Source organism: Corallococcus terminator (assembly GCF_003611635.1).
GTDB lineage: Bacteria > Myxococcota > Myxococcia > Myxococcales > Myxococcaceae > Corallococcus > Corallococcus terminator.
Window position 1 is genome coordinate 48,145 of record NZ_RAVZ01000003.1, and the last position, 19,541, is coordinate 67,685.

General features: G+C 68.0%; 16 protein-coding genes. 9 read left to right on the forward strand and 7 right to left on the reverse strand.

Annotated elements, in window-relative coordinates:
* Positions 1–2: 2 nt before the first annotated feature.
* From D7V88_RS00895 to D7V88_RS00910, 4 genes are read right to left on the reverse strand one after another with little or no spacing between them, the layout of a single operon-like run.
* Entirely contained in the window at positions 3–1,841 is a 1,839-nt protein-coding gene (locus D7V88_RS00895; RefSeq protein ID WP_120538674.1) for an AMP-dependent synthetase/ligase, read from the reverse strand.
* A 48-nt stretch (positions 1,842–1,889) separates the two neighbouring features.
* Complete coding sequence (locus D7V88_RS00900) at positions 1,890–2,732, reverse strand: SDR family oxidoreductase (RefSeq protein WP_279635964.1); 843 nt, start codon at positions 2,730–2,732, stop codon at positions 1,890–1,892.
* Positions 2,729–3,400, reverse strand: a complete 672-nt coding sequence (locus tag D7V88_RS00905) for a TetR/AcrR family transcriptional regulator (RefSeq protein WP_120538675.1) — start codon at positions 3,398–3,400, stop codon at positions 2,729–2,731. The genes D7V88_RS00900 and D7V88_RS00905 overlap by 4 nt, the downstream gene beginning before the upstream one ends.
* Positions 3,397–4,239, reverse strand: a complete 843-nt coding sequence (locus D7V88_RS00910) for an enoyl-CoA hydratase-related protein (protein ID WP_120538676.1) — start codon at positions 4,237–4,239, stop codon at positions 3,397–3,399. The genes D7V88_RS00905 and D7V88_RS00910 overlap by 4 nt, the downstream gene beginning before the upstream one ends.
* Positions 4,240–4,345: 106 nt before the next feature.
* Here D7V88_RS00910 and D7V88_RS00915 point away from each other — a divergent pair, with 106 nt between their 5' ends.
* From D7V88_RS00915 to D7V88_RS00930, 4 genes are read left to right on the forward strand one after another with little or no spacing between them, the layout of a single operon-like run.
* A complete protein-coding gene (locus tag D7V88_RS00915) occupies positions 4,346–5,119 on the forward strand; it encodes an SDR family NAD(P)-dependent oxidoreductase (protein WP_120538677.1) in 774 nt (257 codons plus the stop codon).
* A gap of 17 nt (positions 5,120–5,136) precedes the next feature.
* On the forward strand, positions 5,137–6,360 hold the full coding sequence (locus tag D7V88_RS00920; protein ID WP_120538678.1) for an acyl-CoA dehydrogenase family protein: 1,224 nt from the start codon (positions 5,137–5,139) through the stop codon (positions 6,358–6,360).
* A 3-nt stretch (positions 6,361–6,363) separates the two neighbouring features.
* Positions 6,364–7,380, forward strand: coding sequence for a phosphotransferase family protein (locus D7V88_RS00925; RefSeq protein ID WP_120538679.1), 1,017 nt, complete (start codon positions 6,364–6,366; stop codon positions 7,378–7,380).
* Positions 7,373–7,780, forward strand: a complete 408-nt coding sequence (locus tag D7V88_RS00930) for a DUF6285 domain-containing protein (RefSeq protein ID WP_120538680.1) — start codon at positions 7,373–7,375, stop codon at positions 7,778–7,780. The genes D7V88_RS00925 and D7V88_RS00930 overlap by 8 nt, the downstream gene beginning before the upstream one ends.
* Here D7V88_RS00930 and D7V88_RS00935 read toward each other — a convergent pair.
* A complete protein-coding gene (locus D7V88_RS00935; RefSeq protein ID WP_120538681.1) occupies positions 7,732–9,357 on the reverse strand; it encodes an LVIVD repeat-containing protein in 1,626 nt (541 codons plus the stop codon). The genes D7V88_RS00930 and D7V88_RS00935 overlap by 49 nt on opposite strands.
* 293 nt (positions 9,358–9,650) lie before the next feature.
* On the opposite strand from D7V88_RS00935, the gene D7V88_RS00940 reads away from it, so the two are divergent.
* The 3 genes from D7V88_RS00940 (at position 9,651) to D7V88_RS00950 (ending at position 15,007) form a co-directional block, all read left to right on the forward strand.
* Positions 9,651–11,792 carry a hypothetical protein gene (locus D7V88_RS00940; RefSeq protein WP_120538682.1) on the forward strand — a complete coding sequence of 714 codons (2,142 nt, stop codon included), beginning with the start codon at positions 9,651–9,653 and terminating at the stop codon, positions 11,790–11,792.
* Positions 11,793–11,984: 192 nt separating this feature from the next.
* Complete coding sequence (locus tag D7V88_RS00945) at positions 11,985–13,118, forward strand: right-handed parallel beta-helix repeat-containing protein (RefSeq protein WP_120538683.1); 1,134 nt, start codon at positions 11,985–11,987, stop codon at positions 13,116–13,118.
* A gap of 44 nt (positions 13,119–13,162) precedes the next feature.
* Positions 13,163–15,007, forward strand: coding sequence for a leucine-rich repeat domain-containing protein (locus D7V88_RS00950; protein WP_244237889.1), 1,845 nt, complete (start codon positions 13,163–13,165; stop codon positions 15,005–15,007).
* 4 nt (positions 15,008–15,011) lie between these two features.
* Here the strand turns inward: D7V88_RS00950 and D7V88_RS00955 are convergent, their stop codons facing one another.
* Positions 15,012–15,782 carry a type 1 glutamine amidotransferase domain-containing protein gene (locus D7V88_RS00955; RefSeq protein WP_120538684.1) on the reverse strand — a complete coding sequence of 257 codons (771 nt, stop codon included), beginning with the start codon at positions 15,780–15,782 and terminating at the stop codon, positions 15,012–15,014.
* Positions 15,783–15,900: 118 nt separating this feature from the next.
* On the opposite strand from D7V88_RS00955, the gene D7V88_RS00960 reads away from it, so the two are divergent.
* Entirely contained in the window at positions 15,901–16,800 is a 900-nt protein-coding gene (locus D7V88_RS00960; protein WP_120538685.1) for a LysR family transcriptional regulator, read from the forward strand.
* Between the two features lie 15 nt (positions 16,801–16,815).
* On the opposite strand, the gene D7V88_RS00965 is transcribed toward D7V88_RS00960, so the two are convergent.
* Positions 16,816–18,180: an FAD-binding oxidoreductase gene (locus tag D7V88_RS00965; protein ID WP_120538686.1), complete on the reverse strand. Its 1,365-nt coding sequence runs from the start codon at positions 18,178–18,180 to the stop codon at positions 16,816–16,818.
* 263 nt (positions 18,181–18,443) lie between these two features.
* Here D7V88_RS00965 and D7V88_RS00970 point away from each other — a divergent pair, with 263 nt between their 5' ends.
* Positions 18,444–19,430 (forward strand): LysM peptidoglycan-binding domain-containing protein, encoded by a 987-nt coding sequence (locus D7V88_RS00970; RefSeq protein WP_120538687.1) that lies wholly within the window; start codon positions 18,444–18,446, stop codon positions 19,428–19,430.
* Positions 19,431–19,541 lie beyond the last annotated feature (111 nt).

Here is a 19,541-nt window from a genome sequence, read left to right on the forward strand (position 1 = left end):
TGTCAGGCGTCCGCGTAGAGCGCGGCGATGCGCTCGGCGTACTGCGCGAGGATGACGCGGCGCTTGAGCTTGAGGGTGACGGTGAGCTCGCCCGTCGCGGGCGACCACATGTCGGGGACCACGTCGAAGCTCTTGATCTGCTCCGCGCGGGACAGCCGGGCGTTGGCCGCGCCGACGAGCGCTTCGAGTTCGGTCCGGACCGCCGGCTCGCGCGCGAGGTCGGCGAGCGACACGGAGGTCAGTCCCTGGGACTTCGCCCAGAGCGGCGCGGCCTCCGGCTCCAGCGCGATGAGCGCCGTGACGTAGGGCCGGGTGTCTCCAATGGCGATCGCCTGCCCCACGAGGGGGTGCGCGCGCAGCATGCCTTCAATCTTGGACGGCGCGATGTTCTTCCCGCTCGACGTGATGAGCAGTTCCTTCTTGCGGTCGGTGATGGTGAGGAACCCATCCGCGTCGAGCGTGCCGATGTCGCCGGTGGCGAGCCAGCCGTCCGCGTCCAGCGCGCTGACGACCTGGCCCTCCGCTGAGAGGTATCCGGAGAACAGGATGGGGCCCCGGACGAAGATCTCTCCGTCCCCGGCCAGCCGCAGTTGCAGCCCGGGGAGGGGCCGGCCCACGGCGCCCACCCGGAACTCGGTGGGGGTGTTGATGGTCGCGCAGCCGGTGGTCTCGCTCATGCCCCAGACCTCCAGCACCCGGATGCCGAAGCCGCCGAGGTACTCGAGGATCTCCACCGGGATGGGCGCAGAGCCGCTGCTGGCCCATTCGAGCGCGTCCAGGCCCAGCGTCTTGCGAAGCGGGGCGAGGATCTTGGCATCCGCCTCCGCGACCTGCTGCTGGAGTTCCGGGGGCACGTCGCGTCCGGAGCCCTGGAGTCGGAAGGCCTCCAGGGCCAGCGCATGGGCGGCGAGGATGGGGTCGCGCCGGGCCGGTTCGAGCGCGCCCAGCTTCACCTTCAGGCCCCCCGCGAGCTTCTCCCAGAGGCGCGGCACGCCGAAGAACGCTGGAGCGCGCGCCCTGGCCAGGAGCGGCACCACGCCCGTGGGGTCCGTGCAGATGTGCACGTGCAGTGCTTTGTAGAGCGCGCGGTAGAGGCCGAGCTCGCGCTCCGCGACATGCGCCAGCGGGAGGTACGCGATGGACGGCACCCGCATCTGGACGGGGATGGCGGCGTCCACGGCGATCGCTTCATAGAAGGCGTTGCGGTGGCTCAGCACCACGCCCTTCGGGTCCCCGGTGGTGCCCGAGGTGTACATCATCGCGATCGGATCCTCGGGGCGGATGCCGCTCCAGCGCTCCTCGAAGACGCGGGGCGCTGCCAGGTGTGCTTCGAGCCCCTGGGCCTCCACCTGCGCGAAGGAGACGAAGCGCGCGTCTCCGGTGGGAATGGCCGCCGGGTCGACGACGATGATGCGTTGGAGGGCCTCGAGCGATTCGAGCACCGGCCACCACCGGGCGACCTCGTCCTTGCCTTCCAGCACCACCACGGTGGCCGCGCTGTGTCTTGCGACGTAGCCCACCTGTTCGGTGCTCAGGGTCTGGTACGCGGTACAGGGAATGGCGGAGAGGTGGACGGCGGCAAAGTCGACGATCCAGTGCTCCGGCCGGGCGGACATCATGATCATCATCCGCTCGCCCCGCTTCAGCCCCAGCGCGTCCAGGCCCCGGGTGAGCGCGGCGGTCCGCTCACGCATTCGCGCCCAGGTGAGGGTCGTGTCTCCGGCGGTGAGGGCGGGGGCGCTCGCGTATTCCTCCGCGTTGCGTTTGAGCAGGAGCGGCAGCGTGAGTTTATCCGCCAGGGATTGGCACTGCGCTTCCATTTCCGCGCGCGACGGACCCATGGGCAACCGCCTCCGGTTCAATAGACAAACGGGCTGCTACGTTCCTCTTCAGGGATCGACGTAGAGGTCGAGCACGACGTCGGGGCCGCCCCCGTAGCGACTGAAGTCGGTGACACCTTCGGCGCGCAGGACGTCCTCGTCGATGAAGGTCTGCCCGGTGCATTCACGCGGCGGGCGCTGGAGGAGGGCCACGGCCGCGTCCGCCATGATCTCCGGCGCGCGGGCTCGCTGCATGGAGGTGTCACCCCCGAGCAGGTTCTGTACGGCGGCGGTGGCGATGAGCGTCCGGGGCCAGAGCGCGTTCGCGCCAATGCCAGCCTCGGCCAGCTCCGCCGCCCAGCCGAGCGTGAGCAGCGTCATCCCATACTTGGCGAGCGTGTACGCCGGGTGCAGGCCCATCCAGTGCGGCGCCAGGTTGATGGGCGGCGAAAGCGACAGGATGTGTGCGTGGGGAGAGCGCCGCAGGTGGGGGATGGCCGCGCGCGTCAGCAGGAACGTGCCCCGAAGCTGGATCTGCTGCATCAGGTCGAAGCGCTTGACGGACAGCTCTTCGGTCTTGAGCGGAGCCAGGGCGCTGGCGTTGTTGAGGCAGAAGTCGATGCCGCCAAAGCGCGCCACGGTTTCATCCACGGCCCGCTGCACGTCTGCTTCGTCGCGCACGTCACCCACCACGGCGAGCGCCTGGCCTCCCGCGGCGGTGATCTCCGCGGCGGCCGTGTGCACCGTTCCGGGCAGCCGTGGGTCCGGGGTGTCTGTCTTCGCGAGGAGCGCGACGTTCGCGCCCAGCCGCCCCGCGGCGACACCGATGGCCAGCCCGATGCCCCGGCTGCCTCCGGACATCAACAGCGTGCGCCCCGTGAGCGGACCCGGGGAGGTCGTTCGTCCCGTCACCGCTTGGGCCCCGTCTTCGGCGTCCGGGCCTCGCCGCGCGCGGGCGCGGGCTGCTGGGCCAATTGGGGGAAGACGTCGCGCACGATGACGATCAGCGCTTCGCTCAGCAGCAGGTGGGCGTCTTCACGGGAGAGGGTTTCGCCGCGAATCCACTCGCGGATGGTGGCCTTCACCAGACCGCCGTAGGAGCGGATCATCGCGCGGTGCCGAGCGTCGCTGCCGACCTCGATCTTGAGGCCCAGGAACTCGAGCGTCCTCACCGCGGCGACGTCGTCCGCCTCGGAGATGATGCGCTCGACCTCCGGGTCCGCCCCGATGCCTCCCATGCCGGTGACGGCCACGTACGTCTTGCCGTGGGTCGCCACCGTATCGAGGTACCACTCGACGCTCTTCTCCACCCGCTCCCGCAGGGTTCCGGTCATGGTCACGCTCGTTTCCAGGCCGGGCATGAGCAGCATCCTCTTCACGACCTTCAGATACAGGTCCCGCTTCTGCCCGAAGTAGTGGTTGAGCAATCCGCGAGCGACACCCGCCTCCTTGGCGATGTCGGTGGTGGAGACCTCCGCGTACGGACGCTCACCGAACAGCCGGGCGGCGCACTCGAGGATCTGCTCGCGGCGCTCGTCCGGTTCGAGCCGCTTCCAGCGGGGAGAGAGGGCGGGGCTCATGAGGTCTGCTCCCGCCACGGGAGGAAGGCCGGCAGGTCCTGCTCCACCGTCCGGGAGAACTTCGCGGGTCGCTTTTGCATGAAGGCCATTATGCCCTCCATGGCGTCAGCGCTGTCTCCCAGGCTCGCGATGAGCTGGCTGTCGAGTTCGAACGCGGGCTCGGGCGAGGCAAGGGCGCTCATCCGGTAGAGCGCCTGCCGGATGACGGCCACGGAGACGGGCGCGGTGGTCTCCACCAGCTCGCGGGCGAGCGACAGGGCGGCGTCGAGCAATGCTTCGGGCTCATGGAGGGAGCGGACCAGCCCCGCGCCCAGCGCCTCTTCGGCGAGGATCAACCGGCCGCTCACCATCCAGTCGAGCGCGCGTCCCATGCCGACGAGGCGCGGCAGGAACCAACTGGAGCCGGCTTCTGGATAGATGCCCCGCCGGCTGAAGACGAAGCCGAAGCGGCTGTTCTTCGCGGCGAGCCGGAAGTCCGCGGGGAGGATCATCGTCGAGCCGACACCCACCGCGGCGCCCTGGATGGCGGCGATGACAGGCTTGCGCAGCGCGAACATCTGGCGGCTCACCCGCGTCGCCGGCTCCACCCAGGCGCCCTCGGGGACGCGCGTATTGGTGACTTCAAGCGAGCTGCCGCTCAGGTCCGCGCCCACGCAGAAGTCCTTGCCGGCGCCGGAGAGGATGACCACGCGCACGCCTTCGTCCGTATCCGCGGCGGACAGCGCGTGGGCAAGCTCGTCCGCCATCATCACGGTGAAGCCATTGCGAGCTTCGGGACGGTGCAGTTCCAGGGTGGCGACCCGGTCCTCGACCGAAAACCGGATGTGCTGATAGCTCATGGTGAAGTCATGATGGTAGCTTGTTGGCGGAGCGTCAACAGCAAGAAGCATTGCCGGTGCTGTTTGGCTTTTCGACCTTTTGCGTCATTCCGTGGGAGCCCCCTCCATGCAGCCAACCTCCTTTCGTCTGGAGGGCCGTCGGGCCCTGATCACAGGCGCCTCCAGTGGTCTGGGACTGCACTTCGCTGGGGTGTTGGCGCGAGCGGGAGCTGAAGTCGTGTTGGCCGCCCGCCGTGTGGACACGCTGGCCGCCGAAGTCGAGCGGCTGCGGGCCTCGGGCGCGCGGGCCCACTGTGTGGCATTGGATGTGACCCGCTCGGAATCCGTGCAGGCGGCCGTGGCGGAGGCGGAAGCGCTCGCTGGGGGAGCGATGGAGGTGTTGGTGAACAACGCCGGAGTGTCTGGCGAGCACTTCTTCCTGGAGGTGGAGGAGGCCGAGTGGGACTCCGTGGTCGACACCAACCTCAAGGGTGCCTACCTGGTGGCGCGTGCGGTGGCCCGCCGTCTGGTGGAGCGGGGCCTGCCTGGAAGCCTCATCAATATCGCCTCCATCCTGGGGTTGCGGGTGGGCGGCGCGGTGTCGCCCTACTGCGCTTCGAAGGCCGGGCTGATCCACCTCACCAAGGCGATGGCGTTCGAACTGGCGCGACACAAGATTCGCGTCAACGCCCTGGCGCCGGGTTACATCGAAACGGATTTCAATCGCGGGTTCTTCGCCAGGGAGGCCGGCCAGAAGATGGTGACGCGCATTCCCTTCCGGAGACTCGGCCTCATGCATGAGTTGGATGGCCCGCTGCTGCTTCTGGCCTCGGAGGCCGGCAGCTACATGAGTGGCAGCGTGCTGGAAGTGGACGGCGCCCATCTCTGCTCGACCCTGTAGTCCACCTGGAGTCCCTGATGGATTTCTCCCTCTCCCCCGAAGTGGAAGCCTGGCGGCTGCGCGTGCGTGCCTTCGTGGAGCAGCACGTGCTGCCGCTGGAAACCCAGCCGGAGCTCTTCGACACGCACGAGAACCTCCGCGAGGAGGTGGTGGCCCGGGTCCGCGCCCAGGCCCGTGCCGAAGGGCTCTGGGCCTTCCAGATGCCGAAGTCGCGGGGTGGGCAGGGCCTGGGCGTGGTGGGCATGGCGGCCTGTTATGAGGAAGCCGCCCGGTCGCCCTTTGGTCCGGTGATGTTCAACGCCGCGCCGCCGGACGACGGCAACATGATCCTCCTGGAGAAGGTGCTGGAGACGGAGGCCCTGAAGCAGCGGTGGTTGCAGCCCATCATCGACGGGAAGGTGCGCTCCGCCTTCGCCATGACGGAGCCCCAGGGCTGCGGCTCCGACCCTTCGCTCACCTACACCCGGGCGGAGAAGCAGGGGGATGAGTGGATCATCACCGGTCGCAAGTGGTTCATCACCGGGGCGGAGGGCGCGCAGCACTTCATCCTGCTGGCGCGCACCTCCGACGATGAGCGCAAGGGGCTCACCGCCTTCCTGTTCGATGCCAGTCAGCCCGGGTGGCGCATTGAGCGCCGCATTCCCATCATGGGTCCGGAGGAGCATGGCGGTCATTGCGAGCTGGTCTTCGAGGGCCTGCGGATTCCGGATGCGCACCGTTTGCTGGGCGTGGGGGACGGTCTGAAGGTCACGCAGATCCGCCTGGGCACCGCCCGCCTTACGCACTGCATGCGCTGGCTGGGATTGTCCAAACGGTGTCTGGAGGAAGCGGGGGGCTACGTCACGCGGCGCATGAGCTTCGGGGAGACGCTGGCGAAGCATGAGGGCGTGCAGTGGATGCTGGGGGATGCGGCCAAGGACATCCATATCGGACGGCTGCTCACGATGAGCGCCGCGTGGAAGCTGGACCAGGGCGACTTCGCTCGCACGGACATCTCCATCGCGAAGATCCACGTGGCGGACGCCCTGCACAAGGCCGCCGACACGGCCATCCAGTTGATGGGGGCCCGCGGCTATTCGAAGGACACGATCGTCGAATGGATCTACCGCTACGCCCGACAGGCGCGGCTGGTGGACGGGGCGAGTGAAATCCACAAGATGGTGCTGTCTCGCGCCTACCTGGCCGAAGGCCCGGAGTTCTTCACGTGGGGCGTGCCCGCCGCTTCCACGAAGAAGGGGTGAGCCATGCGCGAAGAACAGAAGCGGGCGCTGGAGCACTTCCTGGCTGGCAGGGCGGGTGCCAGCGCGGTGCGGATTGACGACGTGCACCTGCTGTCTGGAGGCGCCATCCAGGAGAACTGGTCGCTGACCGCCACCATGAAGGGCGGCAGGTACGACGGCATCCTGGAATGCGTGCTGCGCTCCGACGCGCCCTCGGGTGTCGCCGTGTCGCACGGCCGTGCACAGGAGTTCGCCCTGCTTCAGGTGGCCTTCCGGGCCGGCGTGACGGTGCCGGAGCCTCTGTGGGTCGGTGACGCCTCCGTGTTCGGCCGGGAGTTCTTCGTGATGCGCAGGGCTCGGGGGACGGCCTCCGGTCATCGCCTCGTGAAGGAGCTGAACCTGGGCGGGGACCGGGAGCTGCTGGTGGAACGCCTGGGGGAGGAACTGGCGCGACTGCATGCCATCCGCCCTCCGGTGGAAGGACTCGACTTCCTCCGTGCACCGACGCTGTCGCCAGCGCTCCAGGGCGTGAAGGACTTCCGGAACTTCCTGGATGGGCACCGCACGGCGTTTCCGGCGCTGGAGTGGGGGCTTCGTTGGCTGGAAAGGCATGCACCGGCGACTCCGGAGCTGGTGCTGACGCATCGCGATTTCCGAACCGGGAACTACCTGGTGGACGAAACCGGGCTCACGGCCGTGCTGGACTGGGAGTTCGCGGCCTGGTCGGATCCGCTGGAGGACATCGGCTGGTTCTGCGCGCGCTGCTGGCGCTTTGGACGGTTTGAAAAGGAAGCGGGGGGCATGGGCTCCCGCGAAGCGCTGTTTCGTGGCTATGCGCGCGTGAGCGGCCGGCCACTGACGCGTGAGGCGGTGTTCTATTGGGAGGTCCATGCGCATGTGCGGTGGGCCGTGATTGCCCTTCAGCAGGGGGAGCGCCATGTCTCCGGTCAGGAGCCGTCGCTGGAGCTGGCGCTGACAGCGCATGTTGTTCCGGAGCTGGAGCTGGAGATCCTGAACATGACCGGAGGACGGCATGCGTGAACCGCCGGAAGGGGCCGCGCTGCTGGCGATTGCCCGCGAGGTGCTGCGCAAGGAATTGCTGCCCCTGCTGCCCGCGGACAAGGTCTATGCGGCGCTGATGGTGGCCAATGCCATGGGCATCGCAGAGCGCCAGTTGCAGCAGGGTGAAGGCCCCCAGCGGGAAGAACAGAAGGCGCTGGCGGCCCTCCTCCAGACCGAAGGGGCGCTGGAGTCATTGAACCGTGAGTTCGCCACGCGGATCCGCCGGGGCGACTTCGATGGGGATGACGAAGCCCGCAGGCTGCTCTGGGAGTCCACCGTGCAGCGGGTCCGGGAGAGCGCACCGAAGGCCCTGTCGGCCTACCGCGACCGTCACGGCTCGTCGAAGATGAGCAGTCCTCGTGAGGAATCCACGACGTAGACGTGGCCGTCGCCGGGCACACGGACGCCGTAGACACCCTCGAAGATGCTGTCGCCCCGGTGGGGGTCGCCTTCGCGGAAGGTGTTGTAGTGCGCCACCTGCGTGGGCTTCGTGGGGTTGGACACATCCAGCACGCGCAGGCCCTCGTGGTACCAGGCCACGTAGAGGCGGGTGCCGCGCAGGATGAGGTTGTGGATGGAGGTGATGGACCGCATGCGGAACTCGCCCAGCTTCACGATGCGGGCGGGGTCGGTGACGTCGAGCACCCGCAGGTGGGAGCTGTTGAACTCTCCTCCTTCGAACGCGAGGGTCCGGCCTGCGAAGGCCCCCACCGCGCTGTGGTGCGAATAGGCGAGGTCCGGCCTGAGGTACTGGCCGAGGGGCTTCACGTCGTCCAGGTCGGTGACGTCCACGACAGTGTAGGGACCGAACGCATTGCTGACATACAGGCGGTTCTCATACGCGAACGTGTCATGGGGCCCACCTGAATCCGGGTCCCCGGGGACGGTGATGCGAGCGCGCTGCACGGGATTCAGCGGCTGGGACACGTCGTAGACGAAGGTGCCGGTGTTGGGGACCATGGCGTAGAGCCGCTCCCCGTCGACGAGCACCGTGTGGGCGCCGTAGGTCCCCGTCGGCAGGTTCCGCACGAAGGTGGGCTCCGCCGGATTGGAGATGTCGTAGACGAGCGTCCCCATGATGCTGCTGGCCACGTAGAGGGCATCGCCGTGAGCCCAGACGCCGTTCCAGAAGTTGTCGCCCGGCAGGTTGATGGAGGTCTTGAAGAAGGGGTGCTTCGGGTCGCTCACGTCGAAGACGGTGAGGCCTCCGGCCCGGCCGAGGTAGGACAGGGAGACGACGTAGGCGTGGCCCTTCGTGACGTAGACATCCACGGGTTGCCCCAGCTCCACGTGTCGCTCGGAGAGCAGCGTCAAGCCGCCGGAGGACTCCGGCTCGCCCGCCCATTTCGCGACACGGTGGGCCTCGAAGGTGCCCTGCTGGGTCAGCTTCCCCCGGCGGCAGGAGGCGAAGCAGCCCGTGATGATGTCCGGGGCCGGCGTCTGGCAGCCCACCATGGCGACGGTGAGGCCCAGGCGCGTGTGCTTCCCGACGACGGAGAAGCGCCCGCCCTGTGTGTCCCGCTGGAGCAGCGGTTCGTTGTACATCGTGCTCGGGCCACCGTCGCTCCGGAGCTGGAAGCCTTCGGAGCCGTTGCTGACGAGGATGCCGCCATCCTCCAGGCGCTTTTCGTTCCGGGTGTCGGCCAGGTAGATGCCCTCCTGCTCAAGCGCGGCCAGGGCCTCTGGGTCGCACCGCGACACGTCGAAGCGCGGCAGCTCCTCGCAGGCCGTGGTGGACGCGTCCCGGGCGTCGAAGCCGCACGGCGCGAAGGGACCCTTGTCGACCCAGTCTCCGTGCTCTTCAAGCTCGGTGTAGGTGCCGTCCCAGACATAGGGGCCGGCGTCGGGGACTCCCGCGTCGCTGGAGGGTCGCGGGGGCGGGTCATCACAACCGGCAAGCAGTTGGAGGGACAGGACGGCCAACAGGGGCCGGAGGGCGCGGCGGACGGTTGCCATGGAGGACCTCGCGAGAAGCTCGCCCCACGACGATTCGTGGGGGGCCCCGGGTGAACGTGCCTGGCTCGCCCGGCTCCTCACCTTCCTGGCAAGACAGGTCTGGGTTCAACCCCGTTGGGGACGGGGCCCGGTGCGGCGTTCACTGAGGGTGCGTTAGGCTGGGGGCCCTCATGGTCAAGATCACCCGGTCCCTCGCCCCGAAACCGTCACGCGTCTCGAAGGCGGAGGCGCCTGTCTCCCAGACGCCCCCCACGACGGTTTCCTCGCGCGCTCCCACCCGCGCCGCCTCTTCCATGGCGGCTCCCGTCGCGGCCGGCGCGAAGGCCCCGGCGCGGCAGAAGGTGGAGCAGCGGGTGTCCTCGCTCCCCGAAGGCATGACGCGTCAGGCGCTGCTCCAGGCGCTGTCTGGAGGGATGCCTGCGGCGGATGTCGATGCGGTGACCACGGCGCTCGCGGACTTGAGCCCCGCCCAGCAGAAGGAGCTGGCGAACCTGTTGTCAAAGGCAGGCGTCAGCGCCACCGCGTCTCCTCGCGCCGATGCGGGCGCCGAGCGCGCGTTCCTCTTCAAGGCCATTGCTGGCGGCGCGAAGGGCGCGACCCTCAAGCGTCTGGCCGACCAGATTCGCGGGCGGCCTCCCACCAACCAGGCCTTCGCGTTCAATCCGATGTCCGCGGGGGCCGCGAAGCGCACGGTGAGCGCCAGCCCCGTGGATGCGGCGGCGGCGAAGCTGAAGGCGGCGATGGATGACATCTGGGGCACCGACGAGGACGCCGTCTTCGAGGCCCTGGAGGGACTGGACCCCGCCCTGCTGCCCAAGGTCGCGGAGAAGTACCAGAAGCTGACCGGCACCTCGCTGCAGGACGCGCTCGCCCTGGAGCTCGAAGCGGAGGACCTGAAGCGCGCGCTCGCGGCCTTCGAGCCCCAGGTGCCGGTGGCCACCACCGCTCCGGTGAAGACGCCCGCGAAGGTCTCCGCGGCGGCAAAGACCTCCGCCTCCGACATCCAGAAGAACCTTGATGCCATCCAGGTCACGTCCCGGGACGAGGGGGTCATCCAGCGTGGAAACGCCGTCGAGCTCAACAACCTCATCCCTATCAACGTCGCGAAATGGAAGCCTCCGAAGGCCGCCATCTACAAGCCGCTGAAGGAGGCCGTGAAGGCCCGAGGCGATGCGCAGGCGGCCGTGGACAAGGCGACCACCGAACCGGCGAAGAAGGCCGCGCAGGCGAAGCTTGAAGCCGCCGACAAGCAGGTCGCCGCCGCGGGCGAGAAGATCAAGGGGTGGTTGAAGGAGCACATCAACGCGAATCCGGAACTCGGTCGCGCCAACACCGCCGTGAAGCACGCCAAGGAGCAGGTCGCCGCGTTGGAGAAGAAACACGCCAAGGCGAAGGTGCCGAAAGAGCCCGAGGCCGCCGAAACGCTCAAGCGCGAGCAGAAGACCGCGCTCGATGCGGCGAAGGCGAAGCTCACCGCGGCCCAGACCCATGCGCAGTCGGTGAAGGACGGCCTGATGGCCCGCATTGACGGGTACACGCCGATGGTCGACGTGCACCAGACCCGTTCCGACGTCACGGTGGACGGGACCACCGTGCGCATGCGCGATGGCCGGGAGACCGCCTACACGAACTCGTGGAAGGCCATCGATGGCGGCGCCACCCAGGGCGACTCGCACACCGACGTCGACACCCAGCTCGCGAAGAGTGGCATCAGCGAGGACCGGCAGAAGATCCTGGCGTCCATCTCCGGGCTGGAGGGCACCTTCAGCAAGGTCAACACCTGGGACACCGGGCGCGTGTCGTGGGGCTTCACCCAGTGGACGCTCGGCAAGAGCGGCAACGGCACGCTGGCCGACTTCATGCGGGACCTGAAGAAGACCGACCCGGCGCAATACGAGAAGAGCTTCGGCAGGTACGGGCTCGACGTCGATTCCAAGGGCGTGGTGCTCACCCGCGCGGATGGCACGGTGCTCAAGGGTGTCGAGGCGGCCGAGGCGATCCGCACCGACGTGAAGCTGTCGGCCGTCTTCATGGCCGCGGGGGCCGACCCGGCGATGCAGCAGGCGCAGATCCGCTTCGCCAACGAGGGGAAGATTTCCGACGTCCGTGACCGCTCGGTGAAGGTGTCGGGCAAGAACGCCAGTGGCGAAGCCGTGAGCGCGAAGCTCCATCTGAAAGACGTCGTCACCAGTGAGTATGGCAACGCCATCATGACCGACCTGGCGGTCAACGCCGGTTCGGGCGGAGCCGTGGCCGCCGCCGCGCTCGAGAAGTATGTGAGGGACCACGGCGTGGATCCCGCGAAGGTGGCGGAGTGGGGCCCGGACGCGGAGAAGGCCATCATCGCCGCGCTCGAACATGCCTCGCGCGCGGAGCGGTTGAGGCACCACGCGAAGGCGGGTTTCAGCAAGGAACCCGGCTCGTTCGCAAGCTGACCCGGGACGGGAAGTCCCATGGGCCCGTCCGGGCCACAGGATGGGAAAGGGATTGCCCAGGGCGTGGACCGGAGGTCCCCGTCGCTGTCGGCCTCATGGCAGCGCGCTGCCACCTCTGGGAGGTGAACCGTGCAGGGGTCCGATGGTTAGCCTCCTCCCTCCGGAGGCGGGAGCTTCCGGCCGGGAGGCATCATGTCGCAGGTGAGGGATTGGGTGGGCGTCGTGGCCCTGGCGTCCATGTTCATGGAGGGGGGCGCCGCGCAGGCCCAGGGCAACGCGGTCCGCTGCGGTGACACCCTCACCCAGCACACGCGGCTCACGCGCGACCTCTTGTGTCCCGGCACGGAGGCGCCCGCGCTCCGAGTCGTCGGGACGGGCATCGTCCTGGATCTGGGCGGTCATACCGTAGGCCGCACCGGCCCGGAGATGGGGGACTCGCAAGGCATCGTGGTCGAGTCCAACGGCACGGTCCGCAACGGGACGATCCGCGGGTTTCGTTGGGGCTATGTGCTCGACAGTGGAGCGGACAGCGTGCGGCTGCACGAATTGTCGCTCGTCGACAACGGGACGGCCGTCTACCACCGGGGCGGCTATGCGCGCTTCCTCATCACGAACTCCCGCATGCAGGGGAACACCACCGGGATGAGCAGTGAGTTCGACGCGGCCACCGGTGAGTTCAACATCCGCTCTTCGTTCTTCACCGGCAACGGGCGCGTGATGTTCGTGGATGCCCACGACGTGGATGTGCTCGGGTCGACCTTCAATGCGAATGCGAACGTCATCGAGTGCTTCAATGGCAACATCCGCATCCGCTCCAGCACCCTGGCGATGAACACCGCCGTAGGCTCGCTGGCGTTCGACCCGGCCGGCGGCTTCGATTTCTGTTCGGAGCTGCGGTTCGAAGACACGCTCATCGCGAACAACACCGCGCTGGCCCCTCCGGAAGCTCCGGTCTGGGGGCCGTTCCGGTTCGTGATGCGCAACTCGTGGGTCGTCAACAACGGCAGTGGGCTCCACGCTGGAAGCCGGACCGTCTACCTGGAGGGCAATACCTTCTGGGACAACGCAGGTGGCCTGACGCTGGCCGACCTGCCGGAGACCGTTCCGTATCCCCTCAAGGGCATCGTTCGCGGCAATCACTTCCTGCGCAATGCCGGCGACGGCTTCCGCGTCCTGGAGCCCAGCAAGCCCACGGTGGAGGACAACACCGCGATGAACAACGTGGGCTGGGGCATCCACGCGCCGAACGCCTACGACGGGGGGGGGAACGTCGCGCGAGGCAATGGCGCGGGCAACTGCGAAGGCGTCTTCTGCTCCGACTCCTGAGCGCGCACCTGGAGGCGCGGACTTCGCGATAGAAGGCGGGGACCATGAAGACTCCCCGACTCCCCGTGAGCCCACCCCGCACAGCGATGCGGCTCGAGGGCATGGAAGGCAAGGCCCGTGTTTTCTGGTCCTACGCGCAGCACGGCGAGCGCCTGGACCTGCACCACGGCAAGCAGGGCACGGATGGCAAGCGCGAATCGCGCACCTTCCCTTCCGCCGAGGCGGCCGCGGCCTTCGCGCGCAAGCAGGTCTGGGTCCGGGTGGACAAGGGGGCCTGGTCCAGCGACCTGGCCTTCGAGTCCACCACCTGGGAGCAGGTGAAGGACTCGGTGCAGGTGCCCGGCAACTCCGAACAGGACGACGACCGGGTCCTCGTGCTCACCGGGGATGTCGTCGTGCCCCATGACCTGTGGCTCGACTTCCATCGCGGCATCTTCGCCCAGGACGACCCGGACGCGGAGCCCTTCACCGGACTCCTGGTGCGGGGCAACCTCACCGTCGAAGGCTGTGTGTTCAACGGGGAGAACGACTTCGGACCGTTCCTCCAGGTGGACGGCAACCTCGTCGCGACGAGCATCGCCATCGGCGGTTCGCGGCTGCGCGTCACGGGCGACGTCACGACCGGGGACTTCGTGGCGGTCTACAACCACGGCAGCGTTTCCATCGGGGGCGGGCTCGTCGCACGCACCATCGCCTCGGACTACACCCTGAAGGTGGAGGGCCCCGTGGATGCCTACCGCTATCAGGGACAGGGCTCGAAGGTGTTCGCGGTAACGGACGGGGTGGAGGACACGCAGGATCCCTATGAGGTGAAGGGCGTCTTCCTTCCGGCGGCGGTGTCCGGCGAGCGCGTCCTGCTCGACAAGGCGCGCAAACTGCTGGCCGTCGGCAAGCCCATCTCCCGTCCTGGATTCACCAGCATCCGGGCCGCGTTCCGCCAGCTTGTCTCCAAGAAGATGGCGGAACCCGACAAGGTGAAGAGCCTGTCGCTGAACAGCAAGAGCCTCAAGTCCCTGCCGGACGAGCTCTTCCTGTTCCGCCGCCTGGAGAAGCTCAGCCTCCAGAGCAACGAGCTGAGGACGCTTCCCGAAACCCTGGGGCTGCTCACGGAGCTGCGCGAGCTGGATCTGCGCAGCAATGGCCTGTTGGCGCTGCCCGAATCCATGGGGGCGCTGAAGAAGCTCCGGGTGTTGAACCTGGAGACCAACTGCCTCTGGCGGCTCCCGGACTCGCTGGCGGAATGCGTGGAGCTGCGCGCGGTGTACCTCGTGAACAACCCGTATGCCTACGTCCGGAGGGCCTTCGGGGCGTGGAGCAAGGTCCAGCTCATGTGGGAGCTTCCGGAGGTCCTCACGCGGCTGCCGAAGCTGGAGGTGTTGAAGTTCGAGGGCACGCCGCTGCGCACGCTGCCGAAGCGCCGCTTCGACAGCGCCGCCCTGACGAATGCCACCGTGTGCCGGTCGCTCATCACGCAGGTGGATCCGGACCTTCATTCCCAACTCGACGTGGTGGACGTGGCGTCCAGCCCCGGGAACGCGGCCGCGTACATCGGCTACTGGTTCAAGCGGGAGAACGTGCGCCTCGAACACATCCATGACGTGAAGTCGGGCCGCTATGACTTCACGGAGGTCATCGCGCTGCTGGGGCTGCTGCTGCGCCTCAACATCCCCACGGCTGCGCCCTATGATGAGGCGCTGAAGAAGTTCCGGGAACAGAGTGAGGACATCGCCCGGAGCATGGACTGGGAGGGCGCCTATGCCCACCATGTCCGTGCGCTCTTCCTTGCCCTGGGGGACGCGCTGGGGCCATTGGGCGAGCCCCATCCCGGCAATGCGCTCATCGCCGGGCTGAGGGACATCTTCTCCGTCCATGCGCGCAGGGGCCTCTGAGCGCTCAGGGCGCGGGCTTCGCCGCCTTGCTCAGGATGAGGTCCCGCACCGCTTCGGCCGTGCCGGTGGCGGACTGCGGGTTCTGTCCGGTGACGAGCCGGTCATCCACCACCACCTTGGCCGTCCAGTTGGCGGCGGGCTGGTGCTTCGCGCCACGCTCCTTCAGCGTGGTGGCAAGGAGGAAGGGGACCACCTTCTCCAGCTTCACCGCGCGCTCCTCGTCGTCGGTGAAGGCGCTCACCTGCTTGCCGGCGACCAGGTACTTGCCGTCGCTCAGCTTGACGTTCACCAGCGCCGCGGGACCGTGGCAGACGGCGGCGACGACGCGGCCGGCTTCGTAGACTTCACGCGTCACCCGTTGCACCGCCGGGCTGCCGGGGAAGTCCCAGACGGCGCCGTGGCCGCCCGCGTAGAAGACGGCGGAGTAGCGGGCCACCTTCACGTCGTCCAGCTTGAGGGTGGTGCGCAGGGACTGCCGGAACGCGGGGTCGTTCCAGTAGCGCGCGTTGGTGGCGTCCTTCAAATCCAGGCCATCCACCGGAGGCTCACCGCCCTGGATGGACGCGAACTCCACCGGGATGCCGGCGGCCTGGAACACGGCCAGGGGGTGGGTGACTTCTCCCAGGTAGAAGCCGGTGGGCTCGCCGGTGCTGCCCTTGGTGGCGTGGCTGGTCATCACGATGAGGACGGGGGTGGGGGAGGGCGCGGCCGGCCTGGCGGTCGGCGCGGCGGCGGTGGCCACCCCGAGCAGGGAGGCGGCAAGGAGGGAGGACATGGTTGGGACTCCTGAGGGAAGGGCCTCGCGCGGGGCCGGTCTCGTCACTCAAACTATTGTCGCCGCCGTCGGCGATAAATGGGGGTGAGGGCATGTCACTTTTGCTACGGAGGCATGAATGGGCCGGCGCTTCGACCATCTGAACGACGTGGAGGCCTTCATCGCGGCGGTGGAGCGCGGTTCGCTGACGGCCGCCGCCACCGCGCTGGGGACGACGCCGTCGGTGGTGAGCCGCGCGCTCGTCCGGCTGGAGCAGCGGCTGGGGGCGCAGTTGCTGCGGCGGACCACCCGCAGCCTGAGCCTGACGGACGCAGGGCGGCTGTACCTGGAGCAGTCACGCACCGCCTTCGGCCTGCTCGCGGAAGCCGAGCGCGCCATCCAGGGGCAGGGCGGCGAACTCACCGGCAGCGTGCGCCTCAGCGTTCCCACGACCTATGGCCACTACCGCCTGCCCGCGAAGCTGCGGACCTTCGTGCGTCGCCATCCGCGCGTGCAGGTGGAGCTGAGCATCTCCAACCGCAACGTGGACCTGGTGGCGGAGGGCTTCGACCTGGCCATCCGTCAGGGAGAGCTTCGCGACAGCGGGCTGGTGGCACGGCGGCTGGAGGATGCGCCCCTGTGCCTGGTCGCATCGAAGGCGTACCTGAAGGAGGCCGGGACGCCCCGAACACTGGCGGACCTGTCAGGCCATACGTGTCTGAGCTTCGTCATGCCCAGCACCGGACGCGTGCCGCCGTGGAGCCTGCGCGAGGACGGGCGCGACGTGGACTGGACGCCTCCCGCCTCGTTGCGGGTGTCGGACGACGTGCTGGGGTTGGTGTCGCTCGCCGAGCAGGGCATGGGGTTGTGCCAGACGTATGACTTCATCGCCGCCGACCGTCTGCGCCGGGGCACCCTGGTGGAGGTGCTGCCGAAGCTGCGGGGCCGCTCGCGGCCCTTCTCCGTCATCTACGTTCCGCACCGCAGCCTGTCCGCGGCCTCGCGTGCGTTGATTGCCGTGTTGACGGAGGCGGCTTGAGGCGCAGGGACGCGTTCAAAGCCCGAGCGCCGCCCGACACGTCTTCGTGTAGAGGTCCCGGAAGAGGTTGTCCGGGTCGGTGCGCTGCTTCACCGATTGATAGGTCTCCCGGTTCCAGATGCTCCAGAAGGTCTCCTCGTCATAGTAGTTGTACGAGATGAGCGTCTTGGTGCCGTTGACCCGTTGCAGCGCGTCCTCGAACTCCTTGTAGAGGTTGCGGCCGGACGGCTGCTTGAGGCCGTAGACCGCGAGGTCGAGGAACAGCGGGTCGCTCATCCCGGACCACCATCGCGGCGTCAGCCATTCATAGTCACGCGTCCGCCGGAAGGGCACGCACCACACCGGGTAGTGGCGCATCTCGCGGTGATACCAATCCATGAACTCGGCCGTGCGCGAGAAGGGGACGAACACGTCCACGATGACTGGCGGGTCCTTCTCTGGCAGCAGGAGGTTGTGGAAGCGGTTCGCGGCCCTCAACACGCTGTCGGAGTGGATGAGCTTGCCGAACAGCGCCCGGGCCAGCAGGTTCTGGGGCCTGGCGTGCGTGACGCCCCGGTTGTAGCGGAAGAGGTAGTCGTACGTCGTGAGGTAGTCCTCGGCGCGGCGCGGGATGGTCTCGCAGTACGCCGTGAGCCATTCGTAGCGGCTCACGTACGGGGCCTTCTCCACGAAGTGCCCCACGCACAGCACGTGCTTCGTGGGGGAGAAGATCTGCCCGTCCAGGTAGTCCGTGTCCTTCGCGCTGAAGTGACGCCAGATGGCCTGCTGGAAGGCTTCGAGCGTGGGGTACGTCTCATACGTCATGCGCACGTAGGGCGCCGCGCGCACGAGCTTGAAGCGGATGCGCGACAGGATGCCCAGCGTTCCGAACGAGCCGTGGAGCATCTGGAACATCAGCGGCTGGTCCGTGGGCGAGCAATGCAGCACCTCGCCCTTCGCGGTGATGATCTCGTATTCCAGACAGGTGTCGTGGAAGCCGCCCTGGCGGAACGACATGGACTCGATGGAGCACCCCGCGATGGCGCCCCCCAGCGTGATGGTCTTGTGTTCCGGGACGATGAACGGCACGAGCCCCAGGGGCAGCGTTGCTTGCACCACCTGGTCGAAGGTCACCGCGGGCTCGGCCGTGCAGGTCAGCCCCACCGGATCGATTTCGAGGATCTGATCCAGGTCCCCCAGGTCCACCTTCTCGTCGCCGCGCCGCGAGTCGTTCCGCTTGGGCACCTGATGGGGCGGCGACTTCTTCTTGAAGGAAGCGGGCCCCGTACCCTTGCGCTGCCTCAGTTGCCTGGCGATGGCTTCGACCCTGGCCGAATGCAGCGCCTCCCGCAGTGAGGACTCCCCCGACCCCCGCACGCTGGAAACCGACTCCATGGTCATCCGCCCCTCCGTCCTTCGTTCGCTGGAATGTGGGGACTGTACGGTGGCGGGTGGGCTTTGGGCTGACAGCCCTGGCCACCCCTGGTCGGCTGCACGACGGGCGGGCGCGGGGCCCGCGGGTCCTGGGCTTTGAACTGTAATTTTCCGTGACGGTCAGAATGGCAGCCGGCGAACACGTATGGGAAAGCCCTCTCTTCCGGTTCGCACGCCTTTGAGTGGATGATCAGGAATTCGTGCCTTGGCGGCAACCCCGGGAGTCTCACATGACTGTCAACGGAACCCGCAGCAACAACAGCTATCGCGTTCGTTCGGGCGACACGCTCGGTGAGATTGCCCAACGCCACAACACCACGGTCGACGCGCTCGTCCGTGCGAACAACCTCTCGGATCCGAACAGGATCCTCAGCGGAACCCAACTGACCATTCCGGGCGCCACCGACGGCTTCGAGCGGGCCCCCCTGCGGATGTCCCCCGCGTCGCAGTCCCGGACGTCGCCGCGCAACGCTGACGGCTTCGACAGGGGCACTCCGGCGGGCGGCAGGATCGCGCCCACGCCCCGACCGCCGTCCGAACGTCCGGCGGCGCCCGCGGTGGTGGCCCCCGTGCCCCTCCCGCTGTCCCAGCGCCCGGCGGCGCCCGTGGTCAATGACAGCAGCGCGACGCCGACCGACTTCAACGACACGTCCGTCATCGCTCCCGCCACGGACCTTCCTGACGTCCGGACGGACACTCCGTGGATCAGCCAGTTCGATGGCTCGAAGGTCCCGGATTCTGGCAATCTGGCCTGCTTCCGCGCGGCGACGGTCATGGCCCGCGAAGCAGGCGTCACGGTGACCGACTTCGAGAACCGCATCCAGGTCGCGACGTCGGAAGGGCCGGATGGCATCACCGTGAATCGCCAGGCGGCGGAGCAGGGGCGCGACTACATCGACCAGCAGCTCTCCCTGGGCCGTCCCGTGGTCGTCGGTGTCGACCATCGCAACAACGATGGTCAGAACAAGGACAACCGGGATGGCATCACGGACCACTTCGTGGTGATCACGGGGCGCGGAACCGACGAACAGGGGCGCGTCTTCTACACGTTCCACGACCCTGCCACGAGGCACCCCTCCAAGGGGGCCGACACGAACCCCGACAACCGGTTCTTCGTCGACGAGCAGACCGGGAACCTGTACCGCCCGGGCTCCCGGGAAGAGCGATACGTCACCGATCGTGGCTTCCAGGTGTCGATGGTCCGCCCGAACGCGTAGGCCGCGCTCGGGCCTCCCCAGGCGTCTGTTGGGAACCGCGCCTGGAGGCCGGGCCCACTTCGCGCGCGCACCGCGGAGACATTGTCACGGCCACGCAACAAGTCATCGGTT